The sequence below is a fragment of the Streptomyces sp. NPDC026515 genome (assembly GCF_055567595.1).
Genome location: NZ_JBVHQD010000005.1, coordinates 238,274 through 256,441 on the forward strand (window position 1 = coordinate 238,274; position 18,168 = coordinate 256,441).

The window sequence follows — 18,168 nt, forward strand, 5'->3', positions numbered from 1 at the left end:
GGTCAGCGCCGGCCGGCGGGGCGGGGTCCCAGGCGTGGGTCGCGGGACCGCGGTCGCGGCCGTTCCCGGGTCCGGACGGGGCCGATACCGGGTCCGGCGAGGCCCGCCCGGTAGAGGCCGTAGACGACGCGCCGGCGTGCGGCCGACTCCAGTTCGTCCTTCAACGGGCCGTCGCGCAGGACCGCCTGGGGCCCCAGCAGTCCTTCCACGACGGCGAGCGCGCCGGCGATGTCCCCGTGGTCGAGGCGTTCGCGTACACCGGTGAGGCAGTCCGGGCGGCGGTGCGCCTCGTCGATGATCCGCAGGCAGGGCAGCGGCGGGCCGCCGAGCGCCACCAGCAGTTCCTCGCGCCGCAGTTCGGCCGGGTCGTGGTCCAGCGGCGACAGCACCCCGTCGACCAGGCCGATGCGGTGGCGGGCGCCCCGGCACTCCACGAGGCGCGGCTGCCCGCCCAAATCCGGGTGCGGGTCCCGCCCGGCCGGCGCGTGTCCGGGGACGAGCGCGGCCGCGACCAGCGGATGCAGCCGCCCGGCGTCGATCAGCCCGGCGTCCAGCAGCTCCAGGTCGGGAAGGGTCCAGGTCGCCGCGTCGGGCAGGACGGGCAGCCCCCCGGTGTCCCCGTCGCACCCCGCGGCCATCGTCCCGTCGGCCGCGAGGTGCAGGGCGAGCCGCTGCCGTCCGCGCAGGTGCACGGCGACGGTTCCGCTGTCCCGTCCCTCGGCGCGCAGCAGGATGCGCGCCTCCTCCGCCCACCGGCCCGTGGCGCACGACTGCGGGACCGCACCCGCGCCGGACCGGGTGCGCGGTGCGCCGGCGAGGTCCGTGAACGCCCCTTCGCCGCCGGTCCCCCGGTCGCCGCGGGACCGGATCCGCAGGTCGTCGGCGCTGTCCGCGTCCCACAGATGGCGGTGCAGGTCGAAGCGGAACCGGCGGCTGGGGCGCGGATGCGGATGCCCCCGGGCGGCGGGCCCGACCGGGTCCCCGTCCCACAGCGCGAGGCTGATCCGCTGCCCGGCGTCCGCCCAGGCCGGCGGGGTCCGGGCCACGAGGCGCACGGATCCCGGCCCGGCGCCGTAGTGGGCGAGCGGCATGGTCAGCCCGGGCCGCAGCAGCCCGTCGGGCGCGATTCTCGGCAGATGCCAGCGCAGCAGGTCGGGGGCGAGCCGCCGCAGATCGGCACGGACCCGTTCCATGAGGTCCCGGCCCCGGGTGCGGGCCAGGACACGCAGGTCGAGGTCGACGTCGAAGCCGGCGGCGGCGCACGCCCCCGCCCAGTCCCCGGCCGTGCGCCGGGCGGTCGCGGTTTCGATCATGGCGGGCGGTACGGCGAACTCGCGTACCCGCCGCCAGAGGAGCAGCCGGGTGTCCTCGTCCATGGGGTGAGTGGCCATCAGCACTCACCTTGCGTGGACGGGACCCCCCATCTGTGCACAGATTCAGTGGTCATCGCCGGGAGCATACGGCGGCGCCGCAGCGGTCCGCCACGCAATTGTGCCGCGCTCCGCACGTGACGGGGATCACCCCGCCCGGGTGCAGCGTTCCGCCGCTCCCCGGGCCTTCTCCCAGGTGTAGGCAGCCGGGGAGAGCGGGGACCGTGGGAACCGAGGGAACGGAGCAGGCCCGGCCCGCTGGCGGGGTTGTTCCATCTGGCCCGTCTGCTCACCGGTGGCGACCGGCATCGGGCCGAGGACCTGTTGCAGGAGTCCTTGGTCAAGCTGTGGTTCGTCTGGCCGAAGATCGCCGACGAGGCGCCGGAGGCGTACGTCCGCAGGGTGCTGGCGCGCGCCGCCGCGCGCTCGGCACGGCGCCGTTGGTGGGGCGAGCGGATGGGCGACTGGGGCGGCTACTTCAGGCTCCAGTCGGATGCGTGGGGGCACGAGTTCGACTACGGCAGGCAGACCCTGGACGTCCTGACGTCCGTTGCCGTGGGCCGCTTCGACTATCTGTTCTCGCTCCCGTTCGCGGACGTCATCGGGGCCGGTGTCGTGCTGCTCGACCTCGCGCTGCTGCCACTGCTGTTCCGGCTGCGACCGCCGGCGGTGCTGGTCGTGCACACGGTGCTCACCCTGGTGCTGGTGCTCGGCAGTCAGCAGTACTTCGCGAACGTCTCACGCTATCTGCCGCCCGCCTTCCCGCTGTTCGTCCCGCTCGCGGTCGCGCTGCGCCGGGTCGCCCTGCCCTGCCTGTGTCTCGTGCTGAGCGTGGCCGCACTGGCCTCCGGATCGTACGCGGGGTAGCGCTGTTCGAACTCGGGGTGCCCTGAGGGGTGTCCGGCGGACCGCCGGAGACCTCCTGGCAACGGCTCAGCCCTTCTTGACGGCCACGCCGCCGTAGAAGCCGATCTCCTGGGAGCCGTCCGGCGGGGTGGTGTCCGGACGCCAGAACGGGACCTGGACCAGACCGGGTTCGACCAGTTCGAACCCGTCGAAGAACTGCTCGACCCGGGCTCGGGTCCGCAGGTTCATACTGGCCGTCGCGTTGTTGTAGACGGCCTGGGCCTCGCTGCGTTCGGCGAAGTCGTCCGTGGCGTGCGAGAGCACCAGGAAGCTTCCGGCCGGGAGCGCGTCGCGCAGGGTGGCCACGATCCGCTCCGGCTCCTCCGCGTCGCGGATGAAGTGCAGGATGGCGACGAGGAACAGGGCGACGGGCTGGTCGAAGTCGATGATCCGGCGGACCTCGGGGTGCTCCACCACGGACTTCGGGTCGCGCAGGTCGGCGAGGACGATGCTGGTGGTGCCGGCCCGGTTGAGCAGCGCGTCGGCGTGCGCCTTCACGATCGGGTCGTTGTCGACGTAGGCCACACGGACGTCCGCGGCGGCCTCCTGGGCGACCTCGTGCACGTTCGGCGAGGTGGGCAGGCCGGTGCCGACGTCCAGGATCTGGCGGACCCCGCTGTCGACGACGTGCCGGACGGCGCGCCGCAGAAAGCCGCGGTTGGCCCGTACCGAGATCCACACCTCGGGCGCGACGGCGGCGAGTTGGTTACCGGCCTTGCGGTCCACCTCGTAGTTGTCCTTGCCGCCCAGCAGGTAGTCGTAGATCCGCGCGGGATGCGGCTTGCTGGTGTCGATCTCCACGGGGCGATTACCGTCCTGCGTCACGTGCGCTCCTCTCGATGACCGCCCGGCCCCCCTTGGCACACCGACGGCTGGCGACAGCTTTCCACATCAACTTCGGTGTGCGTGTACCGAGTTCTGGCTAGGGACCCGCGTGGGCCGGTGGCCGAAGTCGCCTGCCACGGACCGCCCTGGCTACCATCTGGCCCAGGTGTCCGGGCAGGTTGCCCGAGTTTGGTTGGGGGTTTCACATGGTTACTGGTCGTGTGGTGCGGTTCGACAGCACGCGCGGGTACGGGTTCATCGCTCCGGACGGTGGCGGAGAGGACGTCTTCCTGCATGTGAACGACATGCAGATGCCGGAGTCCTACGTCCGCCCGGGCGTGGCCGTGGAGTTCGAGATCGAGAGCGGCGAGCGCGGGCCGAAGGCGTCCGGCGTCCGGCTCGCCCGGGGAGCCGACGTCCGCACGCCGGGCCCGGACGACGACTCGCTCTGCGATCTGCTGAGCGCGGACGAGTTCACCCGCGAGGTCACCGAGACGCTGCTGGCGTCGGCACCCACGCTCACCGCCGAGGAGATCGTGCGCGTCCGCGGCGCACTGGCCCAGTTCGCCAAGAACCACGGCTGGATCGAGGGCTGACCCACCCACGCCTGGCAGTGTGCCGTGACCGGCGGCACCAGCACCGCCGACGCCGCACCAGAGCGGTGCCCGCGCCGCCGCGCACCAGGCCGACGCCGGCCCAGAGGTTGGGATGGATCTCCAGCGCGTCCCGTCGGCCGCCGTGCAGCGCCGGCATCCGCCGCTGGATCGCGGACTCACTGCGCGCGAGCCCGGCCTGCACCGACCGCACCGTCTCCGGGTCGAACCCGTCGAGCAGCCGGTTGGCCTCCGCCCAGGCCTGCTCCGAGGTGTCCCGGGTGATGACGTGCAGCCGGATCCCGAACCGCAGGGTGCGCCCCTGCTCCGCCGCCGGCCCGCGGATCCACGCGATCTTTTCGGCGACCTGTGTGGGCGGCTCGCCCCAGGTCAGGTACACGTCCACGTGCCGGGCCACGACCTCCCCGGCGACCGGCGAGGACCCTCCGAAGTAGACCTCGGGAACCGGGTCCGGCACCCGGGCCAGCCGCGCGTCCTCGACCCGCAGGTGCTCGCCCGCCAGGTCGACGGTCCTGCCCTCCCACAACTGCCGCACCACTTCGAGGAATTCGCCGGTACGGCGAAACCGCGCGTCCTTGTCGAGGAAGTCGCCGTAGGCCCGCTGCTCATGGCTCTCGCCCCCGGTCACCACGTTGAGCAGCAGCCGTCCCCCGGTCTGCCGCTGGAACGTGGACGCCATCTGCGCGGCGAGCGTGGGCGAGACGAAGCCGGGCCGGAAGGCGACCAGGAACTTCAGCCGTTCGGTGTGCCGGCTGACCATGGCGGTGGTCAGCCTTGCGTCCGGAACCCGCACGCGCGCGGATCTCGTCGGGGGACACGTCCACGCCGTGGTGGCGCAGCACGGTCACGAGAGCGGCGGGACCGCAGTCGCTGACCTGGGTTTGGAAGCAGACCTGCAACCGCGCTCCGCGTGTGCGTCGCCCGAACCGCTCGCGGACCGCGGTGATCCGCTCGGCCGCTCCCCTGGGCCGGGTCACGGCAGGAGCGTCGCCGAAAACCGGTCCCAGGCCGTCGCTCCTGCGATGGTGTTCGAGCGCCTCGGCGTTGCAACGCGAATCGCCAGGCATGAGCCCCTTCCCGTTGTGAGTCGCTGGCCTGTCCGCCCGCGACAGGACGTCCGGACGCGAACCGTCAATCCGTCCGCCGAAGAAGCGCAGGCCCCTTCGGCGGACGGACCGCGGATCTCAGATCGTCAGATGACGCAGGTGAGGGAAACCCCGAACTGGCCGCCGACGATGTCGTCCAGCTCCTCTTCCGACAGGTCGGAAATGCCGATGTCGTCGAAGTTTTCCATGACTTCTCTCTTTCGAATGAGGCCTCTTCGCATCCGTGGATCGGATTCTGTAACCAGAGAAAGGTGTCGAGCCACACCAAGAAATCACCGAAAGCGGTGCCCGGACGAAATCCACTACAGGCACCGAACCACCTGCCGAGAGCATTATGCTCGATCTACGCCGAGTAAGAATTCCCGCCCCTCGGCACCGCGAACTGAATAGCATGGGCCAGAAGGAAGGGAAAGGAGCCACATAAACGTCCACACTCGTGGTGGCATGAAAATCGGCTGCCAGAACGGCGGCCCGGAAAGGCTAGTGGACTCCCTAGATCTTCGAGTTGTGCGCCCTGTTCGGCCGCCGGGCACGCGCGCGTCCGGCGGTGGGACACGGCCGAGGACGACGGGCCCGCGGCGACGGCCGCCGACAGCTCTCCGCCACTCGGGGGAACGTCGACCGGTCCGCCCGGCCGGCCGCCATTGGCCCGGACGTGGCGCCCGTTGGCCATCGGGGATGCCAAGCGGAAACGCCCTGATTGGTAGACTCCCGCAGGCCATGGTCTCCTGAGCGTCAGCCGGGAGATGCTCTGAGCATGCGCGGTACCCGTGGAGGAATGATCTCGGTGTTGACGATGCAAGAAGCACTGCTGGTGCTGAACAAGTACTGGACCGAACACGGGTGTCTGGTCGTTCAGCCCATGAACACCGAGGTGGGTGCGGGCACGCTGAACCCGGCTACGTTCCTGCGGGTCCAGGGACCGGAGCCGTGGCGTGTCGCATACGTGGAGCCGAGCGTCCGGCCCGACGACTCACGTTACGGTGAGAACCCGAATCGGCTGCAGACCCACACGCAGTACCAGGTCATCCTCAAGCCCGAGCCCGGAAACGCGCAGGAGCTTTTCCTGGGCAGTCTCCAGGCCCTGGGCATCGACACGGCGGCACATGACATTCGCTTCGTCGAGGACAACTGGGCATCCCCGGCGCTGGGCGCCTGGGGGCTCGGCTGGGAAGTATGGCTCGATGGTCTGGAGATCACCCAGTTCACATACTTTCAGCAGGCGGGCGGCATAACCCTCGACCCGGTGTCCGTCGAGATCACCTACGGCATGGAACGCATCCTGATGGCGCTTCAGGGCGTCAATCACTTCAAGGACCTCAAGTACGCGCCGGGTGTCACCTACGGCGAGGCGTTCGGCCAGGCCGAGTACGAGATGAGCCGCTACTATCTCGACGAGGCCGACCTGGAGACCCAGCGGAGCCTTTTCGAGGCCTATGCGGGCGAGGCACGCCGCATGCTCGACGCGCGACTTCCCGTACCCGCGTACTCCTTCGTCCTCAAGTGCTCGCACGCGTTCAACGTGCTCGACGCGCGGGGCGCCATCTCCACCACGGAGCGGGCGCGTTCCTTCGCCCGGATGCGCGGACTGGCCCACGAGGTCGCCGAGTTGTGGGTGGCGCGCCGCGAGGAACTCGGCTTCCCCCTCGGTCGCGTGTCCAGCGACGACTCCGCCCCGGCCGGCGCCGCCCTGGGCGGGGCCCCGGACCGGGCGGCGGCCGCCGAGCCCGCCGTGGCCGCGCAGGACACGGTGACCCCGCCGGCCGGGCCGGGGCCGGCCACCCTCGTGGTGGAGATCGGCGTGGAGGAGATGCCGCCGGCGGAGGTCACCCGGACCTCGCAGGCGGTGCGCACCGCGCTGACGGAGAAACTGGGGGCCACCCGGCTGGGACACGGTGAGATCAGGGTCGACGCCGGCCCCCGACGCGTGGTGGCCACCGTCCTCGGCGTGGAACCCCGCGAGGCCGACTACGAACAGACCGTGCGCGGGCCCCGGGTCTCGGCGGCGTTCGACGCGGAGGGAAACCCCACCAAGGCGGCCATCGGTTTCGCCAGGAGCAACGGCGCCGAACCGGCCGATCTCGGCCGTGTCACCGTCGGCGCCAACGAGCACGTCGCGCTCACCCGGCAGGTGGTCGGGCGCTCGGCCGAGGAGGTCCTCTCCGCTCTTCTCTCGGAGGTCGTGACCGGACTCCGCTCCGAGAAGAACATGCGGTGGAACGCCCCGCGGCTGTCCTTCACCCGTCCGATCCGCTGGATCATGGCTCTGCTGGGAGAGCGGGTCGTCCCTTTCACGGTGTCCAGCCTGACGTCGGGGCGTACGACGCAGGTGCACCGTGACGCGGTGCCGCCCACCGCGGAGGTGCCGACGGCCGACGGGTACCTGCCCTTTCTGAAGGAGCACGGAATCCTCGCGGACGCCGCGGAGCGGCGGCGCCTGGTGGTGGACGGCGCGGCGCGACTGGCCGAGGCCGTGGGCGGACATATCCAGACGGAGCAGTACAGCGCGCTGATCGACGAGATCACCAACCTGGTCGAGTCCCCCACCCCGATCCTCGGGAACTTCGACCCGAAGTACCTCACGCTGCCCGCGGACATCCTCGTCACCGTCATGCGCAAGCACCAGCGCTACCTTCCCGTGGTGGACGGCGGCGGCAGCATGCTGCCCCACTTCGTCGCGGTGGCCAACGGAAGGTGCGACCACGACGTCGTCCGCCACGGCAACGAGGCGGTGCTGCGGGCCCGGTACGAGGACGCCTCCTTCTTCTGGAAGGCGGACCTGGAGACCCCGCTGAGCGAGATGAGGCAGAAGACGCACCTCCTCACGTTCGAGGAGCGGCTCGGCTCCATGGCGGACCGCGCCGACCGCATCTCGGCCATCGCCCGCCGGCTGGCGAAGATCGTCGGCCTGTCCGGCACGGACCACGACGTCCTGGAACGGGCCGCGGCCCTGACCAAGTTCGACCTCGGCTCCCAGATGGTCACCGAACTGTCCAGCCTGGCGGGCATCATGGCGCGCGAGTACGCCGTGCGCGCGGGCGAGAGCCAGGCGGTGGCGCAGGCCCTCTACGAGAACGAACTGCCGCGCTTCGCCGGCGACGCGCTGCCCGAGACCCTGCCGGGGGCCCTGCTGGCGCTGGCGGACCGGCTCGACCTGCTGGTCGGTCTCTTCGCGATCGGGGCCGAACCCACGGGCAGCTCGGACGCGTTCGGGCTGCGCCGCTCCGCGCTGGGCGTGGTCAACATCCTCCTCAGCAGGAGCGACCTGTCCGCGATCAGGCTCGGCCAGGCGCTGGCCGTCGCAGCGGAGCATCAGGCCGTCGCGGTCGGGCAGCAGCATCTGGAGGACGCGGCCCAGTTCGTGCTGCGCCGCTTCGAGCAGCAGCTGATCGAGTTCGGGCACTCCACCACCGATGTCCGCGCGGTACTGGTGCGCGGCGACTCGCCGCGGCTGGCCACGCGCACCCTGGAGGAGCTGGAGGGTCTGCAGGGTGACGACCGGTTCGCCACCGTTCTCGCAGCGTTCCAGCGGGTTCGTCGCATCGTGCCAGCCGGCCTGGAGGCGGTGTACGACCCGGAGCAGCTCCATGAGCCCGCCGAGCAGGCTCTGCACGCCGCGTTGGCCAAGTGCCGGCAGGTCCTCGACGGGGAGACCTCACTCGTCCGGTTCAACGCGGAGACGGGCGAACTGGTCGACGCGGTGAACATCTTCTTCGACAACGTCCTGGTGATGGCCGAGGACCCCGCGGTCCGGGCCAACAGGCTGGGTCTGCTCGCCGGAGTGCGCGACCTCGCGGAGGGCATCGTCGACTGGGAATCCCTGGTCTGAGAAGTCCGGCCGCCACTGACGGTTCATGAGCGGGTGCCCGTACGGGCACCCGCTCATGTGTCTGGTCACCGGTCACGCGGCCAGAGCGGTGTCCACGGCATCCCGGCCGGCACGACGAGCACGTGCCGGCCGTTCGCATGTCCTCCCCCAAAGCCGGTGTCCCCGGCCCCCGATCCCGGCGGCGCCAGGTCGTATACACGTTTTCGAGGATGAACCGGCCTGACTGATGGGCTGGTTGCTCGCCGACCGCGGTCGGCTTGCCACCTCAGCGCACAGGCGATCGATCCAGGCGTGAACCGATCCCCACGGCGAGTTCGTGACCATGATGGCGACGACGGCGTTCGGAATGGTCGGGCAAGGAGGGCCTTGGCGAGGTGACGGAAGAACTGATCTTCGCCGTTCTCGGGGCGGTCCGTGCCTACCGGGGCGACACCGAACTGCACCTCGGTCCACCCCAGCTCCGGCGCCGCTGCTGCCCGACTTCGCCGGTCGCAACGACGCCGTCAGCGACATGCATACCCTGCTGACGACACCCGGTCGGCGATCGCCGACCGTCGTGGCGATCGCCGGGATGGGCGGGATCGGGAAGACCTCACTGGCCCTGTTCACGGCCCACGGTGTCCGTCACGCCTACCCGGACGGGCAGCTCTACGCCGATCTGCGGGGAGCGGACGACAACCCCGCCGAGCCCGCCGGAGTCCTGACGGGGTTCCTCCTGTCGCTGGGCGTCGCGGCCGAGGACATACCCGACGCCCTCGAGGACCGCTGCAAACTCTTCCGTTCGATGCTGGACGGGCGCAGGGTGCTGATCGTCCTGGACAACGCACGTGACGCGTCGCAGGTCCTGGACCTGGTGCCCGGATCGGTCGGCTGCGCAGTCATCATCACCGGCAGGTCCCGTCTCTTCGGCCTGCCGGTCTCCAAACAGCTGAGCATAGACACCTTCAGGCCCGACGAGGCCCTCTCGCTGCTCGGCACGGTCATCGGGCAGGAACGGCTGCCGGCGGCCGCGAGGCGCAGCGCGCAGGCGCGACCGGTGCCGCCGGCGGCACCGGTGACCAGAGCGACCCGGCCGCGCAGATCGAGGGCGGACGCGGGGAGGCCGGGAAGGGCGCTGGACGAACTCGTGATCCGACCCTAGGCGGCCCTCCCCCATGACCACATATGGTCAGCGCACATACTTCAGCTGAAAGCCGTAGCGTCGAACCATGTGGGTGCATCCGACATGGCCTGCTTGATACGGAAGACACCGAACTCGTTCAGCTCCGGCAGGGCGTCCACGTCGAACCAGGCCACCTCCAGCGACTCGTCGTCGTTGACGCGGGCCTCGCCGCCGACGGCCCGGCAGCGGAAGGTGATGTCCATGTACTGGCAGACATCGTCGTTGGGGTAGGTGACGGGGTTCAGCGCCTGGACGAGGACCACCCGCTCGGCGACGCACCGCACCGCCGTCTCCTCGAAGACCTCCCGCACGGCACAGGCCGCGGGCTGCTCACCGGGATCCGGGATACCGCCGATGACCGACCACTTGCGGGTGTCGGTACGGCGGCCCAGGAGCACTCTGCCCTCGTCGTCGAAGACGATGGCGGTGATCCCGGGCAGCCACAGCAGCTGGTGGCCGGCGGAGGCCCGGATCGTGTGGATGAAGTCAGGAGTGGCCATGCGCCGACCCTAACCGCCCGGTTCCCCCGGCCGGCCGAAGCCACGGGGCGTACGGCGGGTGTACGGCTACGCGTCACCGGCGCGCCGGGAGCGCAGCCCCGAGCCGATCGCCCAGCCGAGCCCACCCGCCGCGACCAGCACCAACGCGATCTCGGGCAGGATGCCGAGCTTGGTCGCGGGGGTCTGGGAGGTCCGCAGCGGCACCTTCTGGACCAGGTAGGCGGGCACGAACATGCCGGTCCTCTGGGTGATCTTCCCGTCCGGCATGATGACCGCGCTGACGCCGCTGGTCACCGGCACGGTGACGGTCCGGCTGTGCTCGACCGCTCGGATCCGGGACATGGCGAGTTGCTGGTAGGTCATCTCGCTGCGGTCGAACGTGGCGTTGTTGCTCGGCACCGAGATCATCTCGGCGCCGTGCGTGACGGTGTCCCGCACGTCCCAGTCGAAGGCGGCCTCGTAGCAGGTGGCGAGGCCGACCTTGGTGCCGTCGATGTCGAACACACCGGGCCTGGTACCCCGGCTGAAGTCCTGCCGGACCATGCTGGTCCAGTCCTTGTTGACGGCGCCGACCAGACCGCGCAACGGGAGGTACTCGCCGAAGGGCTGGATCTGCCGCTTGTCGTACGTCGCCGTCGGGCCCTTGACCGGGTCCCACAGGATCTGCTCGTTCAGGAGCTTGCCGTCCCGTTCGACGACCCCGCCGACCGAGATGGGCACACCCATGGCCACGGCGGCCCTGTCGATCACGGCGGCCGCGTCGGCGTCGGCGAACGGGTCGACGTCGGAGGAGTTCTCCGGCCACAGCACGAAGTCCGGCCTGGCGGTCTTGCCGGCCTTGACGTCGGCGGCGAGCTTGAGCGTCTCCTTGACGTGGTAGTCGAGCACGGCCTGGCGCTGGGAGGCGAAGTCGAGGCCCGCGCGGGGCACGTTGCCCTGGATGACCGCGACGGTGACGGAGCCGTTCTCCGCCTTGTCGCTCACCAGTGTGCGCGCGGCGACCGCGCCGGCCACGGGGACGGCCACACTCAGCAGGGCCGCGGCCGCCGCCCCGCGCCGGATCTCCCGGCTCCGGCGCCCCTCGACGGCCAGGCGCACCGCCTCGTACAGGCCGAACCCGCACAGCACGACCGCGAAGCCCAGCACAGGGGTTCCGCCCACCGCGGCCAGCGGCAGGAAGACGCCGTCCGCCTGACCGAAGGCGATCTTGCCCCAGGGAAAGCCGCTGAACGGCACGCGCGCGCGTGCCGCCTCACCGGCGATCCACACGGCGGCCGCCCACACCGGCCAGGCCGGCAGCCTGGACACGGCGGCGACGCCGACCCCCACCAGGGCGACGAAGATCGCCTCGATCGCGACCAGCGCGAGCCACGGCCCGGGGCCGACCTCGACGCCGGTCCACACCAGCAGGGGCAGCAGGAAGCCGAGGCCGAAGAGGTAGCCGAGGCCGAGGGCCGCCTTCCAGGAGCGGCCGCGCAGCACCCACCCGAAGCCGGCGAAGGCGGGCAGGGCCAGCCACCACAGCGTGCGCGGCGGGAAGCTGACGTACAGCAGCACTCCGCTGAGCGCGGCGGCGGCGGCCGGGACCGGACGGAGCAGCAGTCGCAAGCCGCGGGCGCGGGGCGCGAGGCGGGGCGTGAGCTGGTCCGACTGGTCGACGGAAGTTGCGGTGGCGGTCACTCCGGGAGTGTACGGCGGCGGCCTTGGGGGCCGACAGCGCGGTCTCGGCATGCAGGAACCACACCGTTCCTGCTCAAGTCATCCACAAAGCGGGCATCACCAGTTACGGTGAGCCGAGGCGGGCGGCGGGGCCTGCCACAGGTCGGGGGACCGGGTACGGGGGGCGACGGTGGGGTCGACCGGGATGACGTCCGCTGCCGGAACGGATGCGGACAGCGACAGACGAAACGTTTCTGATGCGGTCGGCGTCATGGTGCTGGGGGCGTGTGCCGTGTGGCCGCTGCTCTCCGCGGCCGGTCGGGACGGACGGCCCGAGGGCGTACTGCTGGCGGTGCTGGCCGTGGCCGCGGGTTACGCCGCGGGCCGGATGTCGGGGTCGCTGTGGCCGGTGGCCGCGCCCTGCGCCGGAGCGCTGGCCGGTTTGGCGTCGGCGGTGGCGATGCCGCAGGTCGCCACGGGCTCTCGGTTCACCACGCCGCTCGGCCAGGCCGGTGCCGTCGCCGCGCTGCTGGTCCTGGCCGCGGGCTGCATGTGCTGCGCCGCCTGGGCGACGCCGGTTCCGGCGCTGCGGTTCGGACTGCGGACCCTGGCCGCCGGGATCGCGGTGACCGGGGCGGCCGTGGGCTCGGCGGTGGGGTGCGCCGCCAGTGCGGCCGTACTCCTGAGTTCCCTGGCGGCGGGCCGGATGAGCCGTCGGGGCGCGGGCCTCGCGGGGCTGGCCCTGACGGCCGCGCTGGTGGCCGGCACGGTCTGGGCGGTCGCCGCCAACGCCCTGCCCGCCGGCCTCACCGCCGCCCTGACGGGCCCCCTCACCGAACGCCGCGTCCAGCTGTGGCGGGACGCGCTGCACCTCGCCCGCCGCAACAGCGCCCTGGGCGTCGGCCCAGGGCGGTTCGGCGAGCTGAGCGGCGCCTCGTCCGCGACCGTGCTGCCCGACGGCCGGCCGCACTCTGCACCGCTCCAGCAGGCCGCCGAACAAGGTCTGGTCGGTGTCCTGCTGCTAAGCGCCGCGTTCTGCTGGATCCTCTACGCCCTGTGGCGCTCGGCCCGCCGCACACCTGTCGTGCTCACGGCGGGCGCGGCCCTCACCGCACTGGCCGTGGTCGCCGCGGTCGGTGACGCCCTGAGCTTCACGGCGGTGTCGGCGGGCGCCGGCCTGCTGGCGGGCCTGGCGACGGCCCGGCCGTGGCCGGCGGGTCTCCCGCGGAGTTGAGACGCGCGGAGCGGACGCCGACGTCCCTGTGGCGCGCACCCGTGTCCGCCCCACCATCCCGTCGGCTGCCTCAGTGCGCGGCGCCGGGTGTGACCGTCCGCAGGCGTTCCCTGATCACCCGGACCGCCGACTCCGCGTTGTCCACGGTGATCGTGAAGGTGTGGCCGTCCCACAGGCGCAGCACGATGCCCTCGCCACGACGGACGACGACGGCAGTGCCCTTCTCGGGCCGCCAGCGGTAGCCCCAGCCGCCCCAGTGACGCGGTGTGATCTGCGGGGTGAAGTCGGCGCCGACCACATGGGAGAGCGGAATACGCCGACGCGGTACTCCTATATGACCGCACCGGACTTCGAGGCACTCCTCGTCGAGCTTCAGATCGACGTGCACGAAGGCCAGGGTGCCGAAGAGGACCAGCAGTCCGGCGGCGATGCAGCCCACTACCGACATCACCAGCGGTGCGATCCCCGAGGTCCAGGCCGATTCCACGGCCAGTTCGACGCCGAGCGCCAGGCAGGCCGCGCCGACCAGGGCCATCAGCCACTGGACCCGGTTGGTGGCGCGCCCCGTCCAGACATCCGGGGGTGAGGCGTCCTCGTCCGGGGAGCGGTCGTGGGAGTGGTCCCTCATGCCTATGAGATTACTCAGGTTTCGCTGCGCGGGTACCGCGTCGCGGACGGTGACTGCTCACATCGGCGGTATCCGGGGACCCGAAGGGCTCACGGGGACGTGGCGGGGCTGGCCGTCCGCAGCAGGCGTGCCTCGGCGTAGCCGAGCGCGGTCTCCGGGAGTTCGCCCTCGCGGCCGTTGAGCAGCACGGTCACCGTGCCGGTGGCCGGGGCACCGGGGTCGGGCTGCGCGCCGATGCGGCGCAGCGCCTGCGCGGCCACGGCTCCGGCGGAGCCGTGCAGGACGAGGGGTGCGGCACCGGGGGGCTGCACGGCGGCGCGGATACGTTCCGCCAGGAGTTCGTAATGGGTGCAGCCCAGGACCACGGTCCTCACGTCGTCCGGGGTGAGCGCGGCGGCGGCGCTCACTGCGGCCTCGACGCCCGCCTGGTCGGCGTGCTCGACGGCCTCGGCCAGGCCCCAGCACGGCACCTCGGTGACCGGCACGCCGTCGGCGAAGGACTCGATGAGGCCCCGCTGGTACGGGCTGCCGGTGGTCGCGGGGGTGGCCCAGATCGCGACGGGGCCACCGCCGGCCGCGGCCGGCTTGATCGCCGGGACGGTGCCGATGACGGGGATCCCGGGTTCCAGGCGGGCGCGCAGCGCGGGCAGGGAGTGCACGGTCGCCGTGTTGCAGCCGATGATCAGTGCGTCGGGACGGCGGGCGGCGGCCGCCTCGGCGACGGCCAGGGCACGCTCGGTGACGCCCTCGGGGGTGCGGGGCCCCCAGGGCATGCCCTCGGGGTCGAAGGAGAGGACGAGATCCGCGTCGGGGCGCAGCCGCCGTACCGCTGCGGTGGCCGCCAGCAGGCCGATGCCGGAGTCGATGAGCGCGATCTTCACCCGGCCACGATAGACGATGGGCCGTTGGGGGCAGATCGCATGGGGCAGACTGCGCGGGTGAGCGCCATCGTGTGGATCGCCGCCGTATCCCTCGCCGCCTGGCTGTGGCTGCTGCTCTGCCAGGGCTTCTTCTGGCGCACCGACGTCCGGCTGCCGCCCCGGGGCCGTCCCGGTCGGTGGCCGGACGTGTGCGTGGTGGTGCCGGCCCGGGACGAGGCGGCCGTCCTGCCCCTGAGTCTGCCCTCGCTGCTGGCCCAGGACTACCCGGGGCGGGCCGAGGTGTTCCTGGTGGACGACGGCAGTACGGACGGCACCGGGGAACTGGCCCGGGAACTGGCCGTGCGCCACGGCGGGCTGCCGCTGAGCGTGGTCTCGCCCGGCGAGCCGCCGGCGGGCTGGACGGGCAAGCTGTGGGCGGTGCGGCACGGCATCGCGCTGGCACGCGCGCGTGGCCCCGAGTACCTGCTCCTGACGGACGCGGACATCGCCCACGAGCCGGACAGTCTGCGGCTGCTGGTGGCGGCCGCGCGAACCGGGGGTTTCGACGTGGTCTCGCAGATGGCCCGGCTGCGGGTGGAGAGCCTGTGGGAGCGGCTCGTGGTCCCCGCCTTCGTCTACTTCTTCGCCCAGCTGTACCCGTTCCGCCGGATCGGCCGGCAGGGGTCGCGTACGGCGGCCGCGGCGGGCGGCTGTGTGCTGCTCCGCGCCGACGCGGCGGAGAGGGCGCGGATCCCGGACGCCATCCGCCACGCCGTGATCGACGACGTGGCCCTCGCCCGCGCGGTGAAGGGGTCCGGAGGGCACATCTGGCTGGGGCTGGCGGACCGGGTGGACAGCGTGCGGCCGTATCCGCGCCTGCACGACCTGTGGCGGATGGTCTCCCGGAGCGCGTACGCGCAGCTTCGGCACAACCCTCTGGTGCTCCTCGGTACGGTCGCGGGTCTCGCGCTGGTGTACCTGCTGCCCCCGGCCGCGGTGCTGACGGGAGCGGTCACCGGCAGCGCGGCGGCGGCGCTCCTCGGTGCGGCGGCCTGGCTGGTGATGACCGCGACGTACCTGCCGATGCTCCGCTACTACCGTCAGCCGCCGTGGCTCGCTCCCCTGCTGCCGTTCACCGCGTTCCTCTATCTCCTGATGACGGTCGACTCGGCGGTACAGCACTACCGCGGGCGCGGGGCGGCCTGGAAGGGCCGTACGTACGCACGTCCGGACGCAGTGGCCGACGAGGGCTGACCCGCGTCCGCGCGGGGCTACTTGCGGCCGGGTGTCCAGTTCATGCCCCAGCCGTAGGCGCGGTCGACGGTCCGCTGCGGGCTCACCCCGCGGTCCGGGACCAGATAGCGCGCCTCACGCTGTACGACGAGGTCGCCCCCGGTGTTGGTGAGCAGGGCGAGCGCGCACACGGTCGAGGGGACCGTGCACTCGTCCAGGGAGAAGTCGATCGGCGCGCCGTGCTGGGGCTGGAGGGTGACGGTGGCGTGCAGGTCGGCGAAGGACCTGGCGCCCTGGTAGATCGTGACGAAGACCAGGATGCGCCGGAAGTCCTGCCGGTGGTCGAGGTTGACGGTGAGGTTCTCCCCGCTCGCGACGGCGCCGGTGCGGTCGTCGCCGTCGAGATGGATGTACGGCGGCCTGCCGAGCGAGCCGAAGGCGTTGCCCAGCGCCTGGACGACGCCCTTGCGGCCGTCGGCGAGTTCGTACAGGGCGCACAGGTCGAGATCTAGGCCGGCGCCGCCCTGCCGACCGCCCCGGCCCGGCGACTGTGCGCGGACCTGCCAGTTGAGGTTGACGCGCAGTGAGCCGGAGGTGCCGCCCTGCTTGGCCAGCGAGACGGAGGGCGTGGCCTTGGTGAGCGTCACCTTGGACAGGCGCACGGGTGCGGGCGGCGGGGGCGGCGGGACGGGCAGGCCGCCGGTGGTGGGCGCCGGGTACTGCGGGACCGGCAGGCCGCCCGTCGTCGGCGCCGGGTGCTGCGGGAAGGGGAGGCCGCCGGGCGGTGGGGGCGCCGGGGCGGTGAGGGGCGCGGTGGTCACCGTGGGCTGGTCCGCCGGGGCGGCCTGCGGCGCGGGCGGCGACGCCGGGTGCTGTGGTTCGTCCACCGTGATCCCGAAGTCGGTGGCGAGCCCTTCGAGCCCGCTGCTGTAGCCCTGTCCCACGGCCCGGAATTTCCAGCCGCCCTGGCGCCGGTACAACTCACCGAGGACGAAAGCGGTTTCCACCGTGGCGCCGGTACTGTCGAACCGGGCGACTGTCTTCCCGTCCGCCGCGTCCCGGACCTCGATGTAGAGACCGGGGACCTGGCCGAATGTCCCGCCGTCGGCGGAGGCCGCGAGAACGATCTTCTCGACCGGCGCCTCCACGCGCGCGAGGTCGACGAAAAGGGTGTCGGCGACCTGGCCGCCGGAGTGGCGTTTGCCCTCGTGACGGACCGCCCCGGAGGCGTGCGCGGGCTGGTTGTAGAAGACGAAGTCACCGTCGGAGCGCACTTTTCCGGCGACCAGCAGCAGCGCCGAGGCGTCCGTGTCGGGCACACCGGGACCCGAGCCCCAGCCCAATTCGACACGCAGTGCCGTGGCCGGCACCGGTGTATTGGATCCTTTCGACATTGTCATGTCCGCCCCCATCACGTGTCGGCATGCCGGGCCTGCCCGGCGGTCCCAGGTCATCCCTACCCGCACAACCTATTCCGGGGTACGGCCAAGGCCCATGAGTGGCACCGGAAGATCCCCGTCCAACTGCCGGTAACCACCTCGGAACTCGGCCTTTACACGATCAGTACGATGATTGCCGTCCTTTTTTGCCGAGTTCGCTCGGATTGGGGATCCGGCGTCACTGCCGACACGGAAAACAACCCTCTTATCGGTCTCCCCAACCAGCACATCGTGGGCTTAACTTATGTGCCATGACCTCCCCCCGCTCCACCTATGGCGGCGGCTACTACTCCGCCTCCTTCCCGGACACCCCGATCTACGACTCCCTCGTGGCCGAACGGGGCACCCCGCAGATCGCCCCGATCCGGGTCCCCCCCGCCTACGACGCGCCGAGCGGCCTGAACCTGCCCGCGCTCCCGTCGGCACTGCCCGCCCTCCCCGCGGGCCCCTCCCAGCCGGCCCCCGGCTACGGCTACCCGCAGATGCAGCAGCCCGTTCCGATGCAGCAGGCGCCCACGGCGTACATCCCGCAGCAGGCGACGGCACCGCGCGGCTACCCCGGCCAGCAGCAGCCGCAGCCGCCGCGCCCGATGATGGGCGGCACCGGCTACGAGGCGATGCGCCCGGCGGCCCCGCGCCCCGCGCAGCCGGCTCCGTACCAGGACCCGTACAACAACCAGCAACAGCAGCAGTACCGCGGCTACTGATCGGCACCCCCTGATGTCGGTGCCGCGCGGCACGACGACGTCATGGGGATCGCCGAACCGGGGTCGCCGCATGTCCTCCCGGTCCAGGCACTCCGG

At 71.9% G+C, this 18,168-nt stretch carries 14 protein-coding genes and 3 pseudogenes; 8 read left to right on the forward strand and 9 right to left on the reverse strand.

The genetic code is table 11. The annotated features are described in order from the left end of the window. Positions 1-2: 2 nt before the first annotated feature. Positions 3-1,391, reverse strand: a complete 1,389-nt coding sequence (locus ACZ4O3_RS11970; RefSeq protein WP_467722058.1) for a hypothetical protein — start codon at positions 1,389-1,391, stop codon at positions 3-5. Between the two features lie 237 nt (positions 1,392-1,628). On the opposite strand from ACZ4O3_RS11970, the pseudogene ACZ4O3_RS11975 reads away from it, so the two are divergent. After that, a pseudogene (locus tag ACZ4O3_RS11975) lies at positions 1,629-1,826 on the forward strand (sigma factor); the annotation flags it as partial. Then, a pseudogene (locus tag ACZ4O3_RS11980) lies at positions 1,812-2,263 on the forward strand (hypothetical protein); the annotation flags it as partial. The pseudogenes ACZ4O3_RS11975 and ACZ4O3_RS11980, both read left to right, overlap by 15 nt. A 40-nt stretch (positions 2,264-2,303) precedes the next feature. On the opposite strand, the gene ACZ4O3_RS11985 reads toward ACZ4O3_RS11980, so the two are convergent. Further along, positions 2,304-3,101 (reverse strand): SAM-dependent methyltransferase, encoded by a 798-nt coding sequence (locus ACZ4O3_RS11985; protein WP_467722059.1) that lies wholly within the window; start codon positions 3,099-3,101, stop codon positions 2,304-2,306. Between the two features lie 206 nt (positions 3,102-3,307). Between ACZ4O3_RS11985 and ACZ4O3_RS11990 the strand changes: the two genes are divergently transcribed. Beyond that, on the forward strand, positions 3,308-3,697 hold the full coding sequence (locus ACZ4O3_RS11990; RefSeq protein ID WP_467722060.1) for a cold-shock protein: 390 nt from the start codon (positions 3,308-3,310) through the stop codon (positions 3,695-3,697). Here ACZ4O3_RS11990 and ACZ4O3_RS11995 read toward each other — a convergent pair. Continuing rightward, positions 3,621-4,508: an LLM class flavin-dependent oxidoreductase gene (locus tag ACZ4O3_RS11995; RefSeq protein ID WP_467722061.1), complete on the reverse strand. Its 888-nt coding sequence runs from the start codon at positions 4,506-4,508 to the stop codon at positions 3,621-3,623. The two genes, ACZ4O3_RS11990 and ACZ4O3_RS11995, sit on opposite strands and share 77 nt — an antisense overlap. Positions 4,509-4,548: 40 nt before the next feature. After that, positions 4,549-4,782 (reverse strand): annotated as a pseudogene (locus ACZ4O3_RS12000) (hypothetical protein); the annotation flags it as partial. 835 nt (positions 4,783-5,617) lie between these two features. Between ACZ4O3_RS12000 and ACZ4O3_RS12005 the strand changes: the two are divergent. Continuing rightward, complete coding sequence (locus ACZ4O3_RS12005; RefSeq protein WP_467722185.1) at positions 5,618-8,650, forward strand: glycine--tRNA ligase; 3,033 nt, start codon at positions 5,618-5,620, stop codon at positions 8,648-8,650. A 511-nt stretch (positions 8,651-9,161) separates the two neighbouring features. Continuing rightward, positions 9,162-9,791: an NB-ARC domain-containing protein gene (locus ACZ4O3_RS12010; RefSeq protein ID WP_467722062.1), complete on the forward strand. Its 630-nt coding sequence runs from the start codon at positions 9,162-9,164 to the stop codon at positions 9,789-9,791. Positions 9,792-9,832: 41 nt separating this feature from the next. Here the strand turns inward: ACZ4O3_RS12010 and ACZ4O3_RS12015 are convergent, their stop codons facing one another. Next, a complete protein-coding gene (locus tag ACZ4O3_RS12015; protein WP_362730294.1) occupies positions 9,833-10,312 on the reverse strand; it encodes an NUDIX hydrolase in 480 nt (159 codons plus the stop codon). 66 nt (positions 10,313-10,378) lie between these two features. Then, entirely contained in the window at positions 10,379-11,992 is a 1,614-nt protein-coding gene (lnt, locus tag ACZ4O3_RS12020; RefSeq protein WP_467722063.1) for an apolipoprotein N-acyltransferase, read from the reverse strand. Between the two features lie 184 nt (positions 11,993-12,176). Here lnt and ACZ4O3_RS12025 point away from each other — a divergent pair, with 184 nt between their 5' ends. Then, on the forward strand, positions 12,177-13,205 hold the full coding sequence (locus ACZ4O3_RS12025; RefSeq protein WP_467722064.1) for an O-antigen ligase family protein: 1,029 nt from the start codon (positions 12,177-12,179) through the stop codon (positions 13,203-13,205). 70 nt (positions 13,206-13,275) lie between these two features. On the opposite strand, the gene ACZ4O3_RS12030 is transcribed toward ACZ4O3_RS12025, so the two are convergent. Beyond that, positions 13,276-13,833 (reverse strand): hypothetical protein, encoded by a 558-nt coding sequence (locus ACZ4O3_RS12030; protein WP_362731955.1) that lies wholly within the window; start codon positions 13,831-13,833, stop codon positions 13,276-13,278. Positions 13,834-13,922: 89 nt separating this feature from the next. Further along, complete coding sequence (locus tag ACZ4O3_RS12035) at positions 13,923-14,714, reverse strand: glutamate racemase (protein ID WP_362731953.1); 792 nt, start codon at positions 14,712-14,714, stop codon at positions 13,923-13,925. Between the two features lie 39 nt (positions 14,715-14,753). Here ACZ4O3_RS12035 and ACZ4O3_RS12040 point away from each other — a divergent pair, with 39 nt between their 5' ends. Further along, positions 14,754-15,947 (forward strand): glycosyltransferase, encoded by a 1,194-nt coding sequence (locus tag ACZ4O3_RS12040; RefSeq protein ID WP_467722065.1) that lies wholly within the window; start codon positions 14,754-14,756, stop codon positions 15,945-15,947. A 17-nt stretch (positions 15,948-15,964) separates the two neighbouring features. On the opposite strand, the gene ACZ4O3_RS12045 is transcribed toward ACZ4O3_RS12040, so the two are convergent. Continuing rightward, positions 15,965-17,320, reverse strand: coding sequence for a TerD family protein (locus ACZ4O3_RS12045; RefSeq protein WP_467722186.1), 1,356 nt, complete (start codon positions 17,318-17,320; stop codon positions 15,965-15,967). Positions 17,321-17,616: 296 nt separating this feature from the next. Here ACZ4O3_RS12045 and ACZ4O3_RS12050 point away from each other — a divergent pair, with 296 nt between their 5' ends. Further along, complete coding sequence (locus ACZ4O3_RS12050; protein ID WP_467722066.1) at positions 17,617-18,072, forward strand: DUF6643 family protein; 456 nt, start codon at positions 17,617-17,619, stop codon at positions 18,070-18,072. Positions 18,073-18,168: the final 96 nt, after the last annotated feature.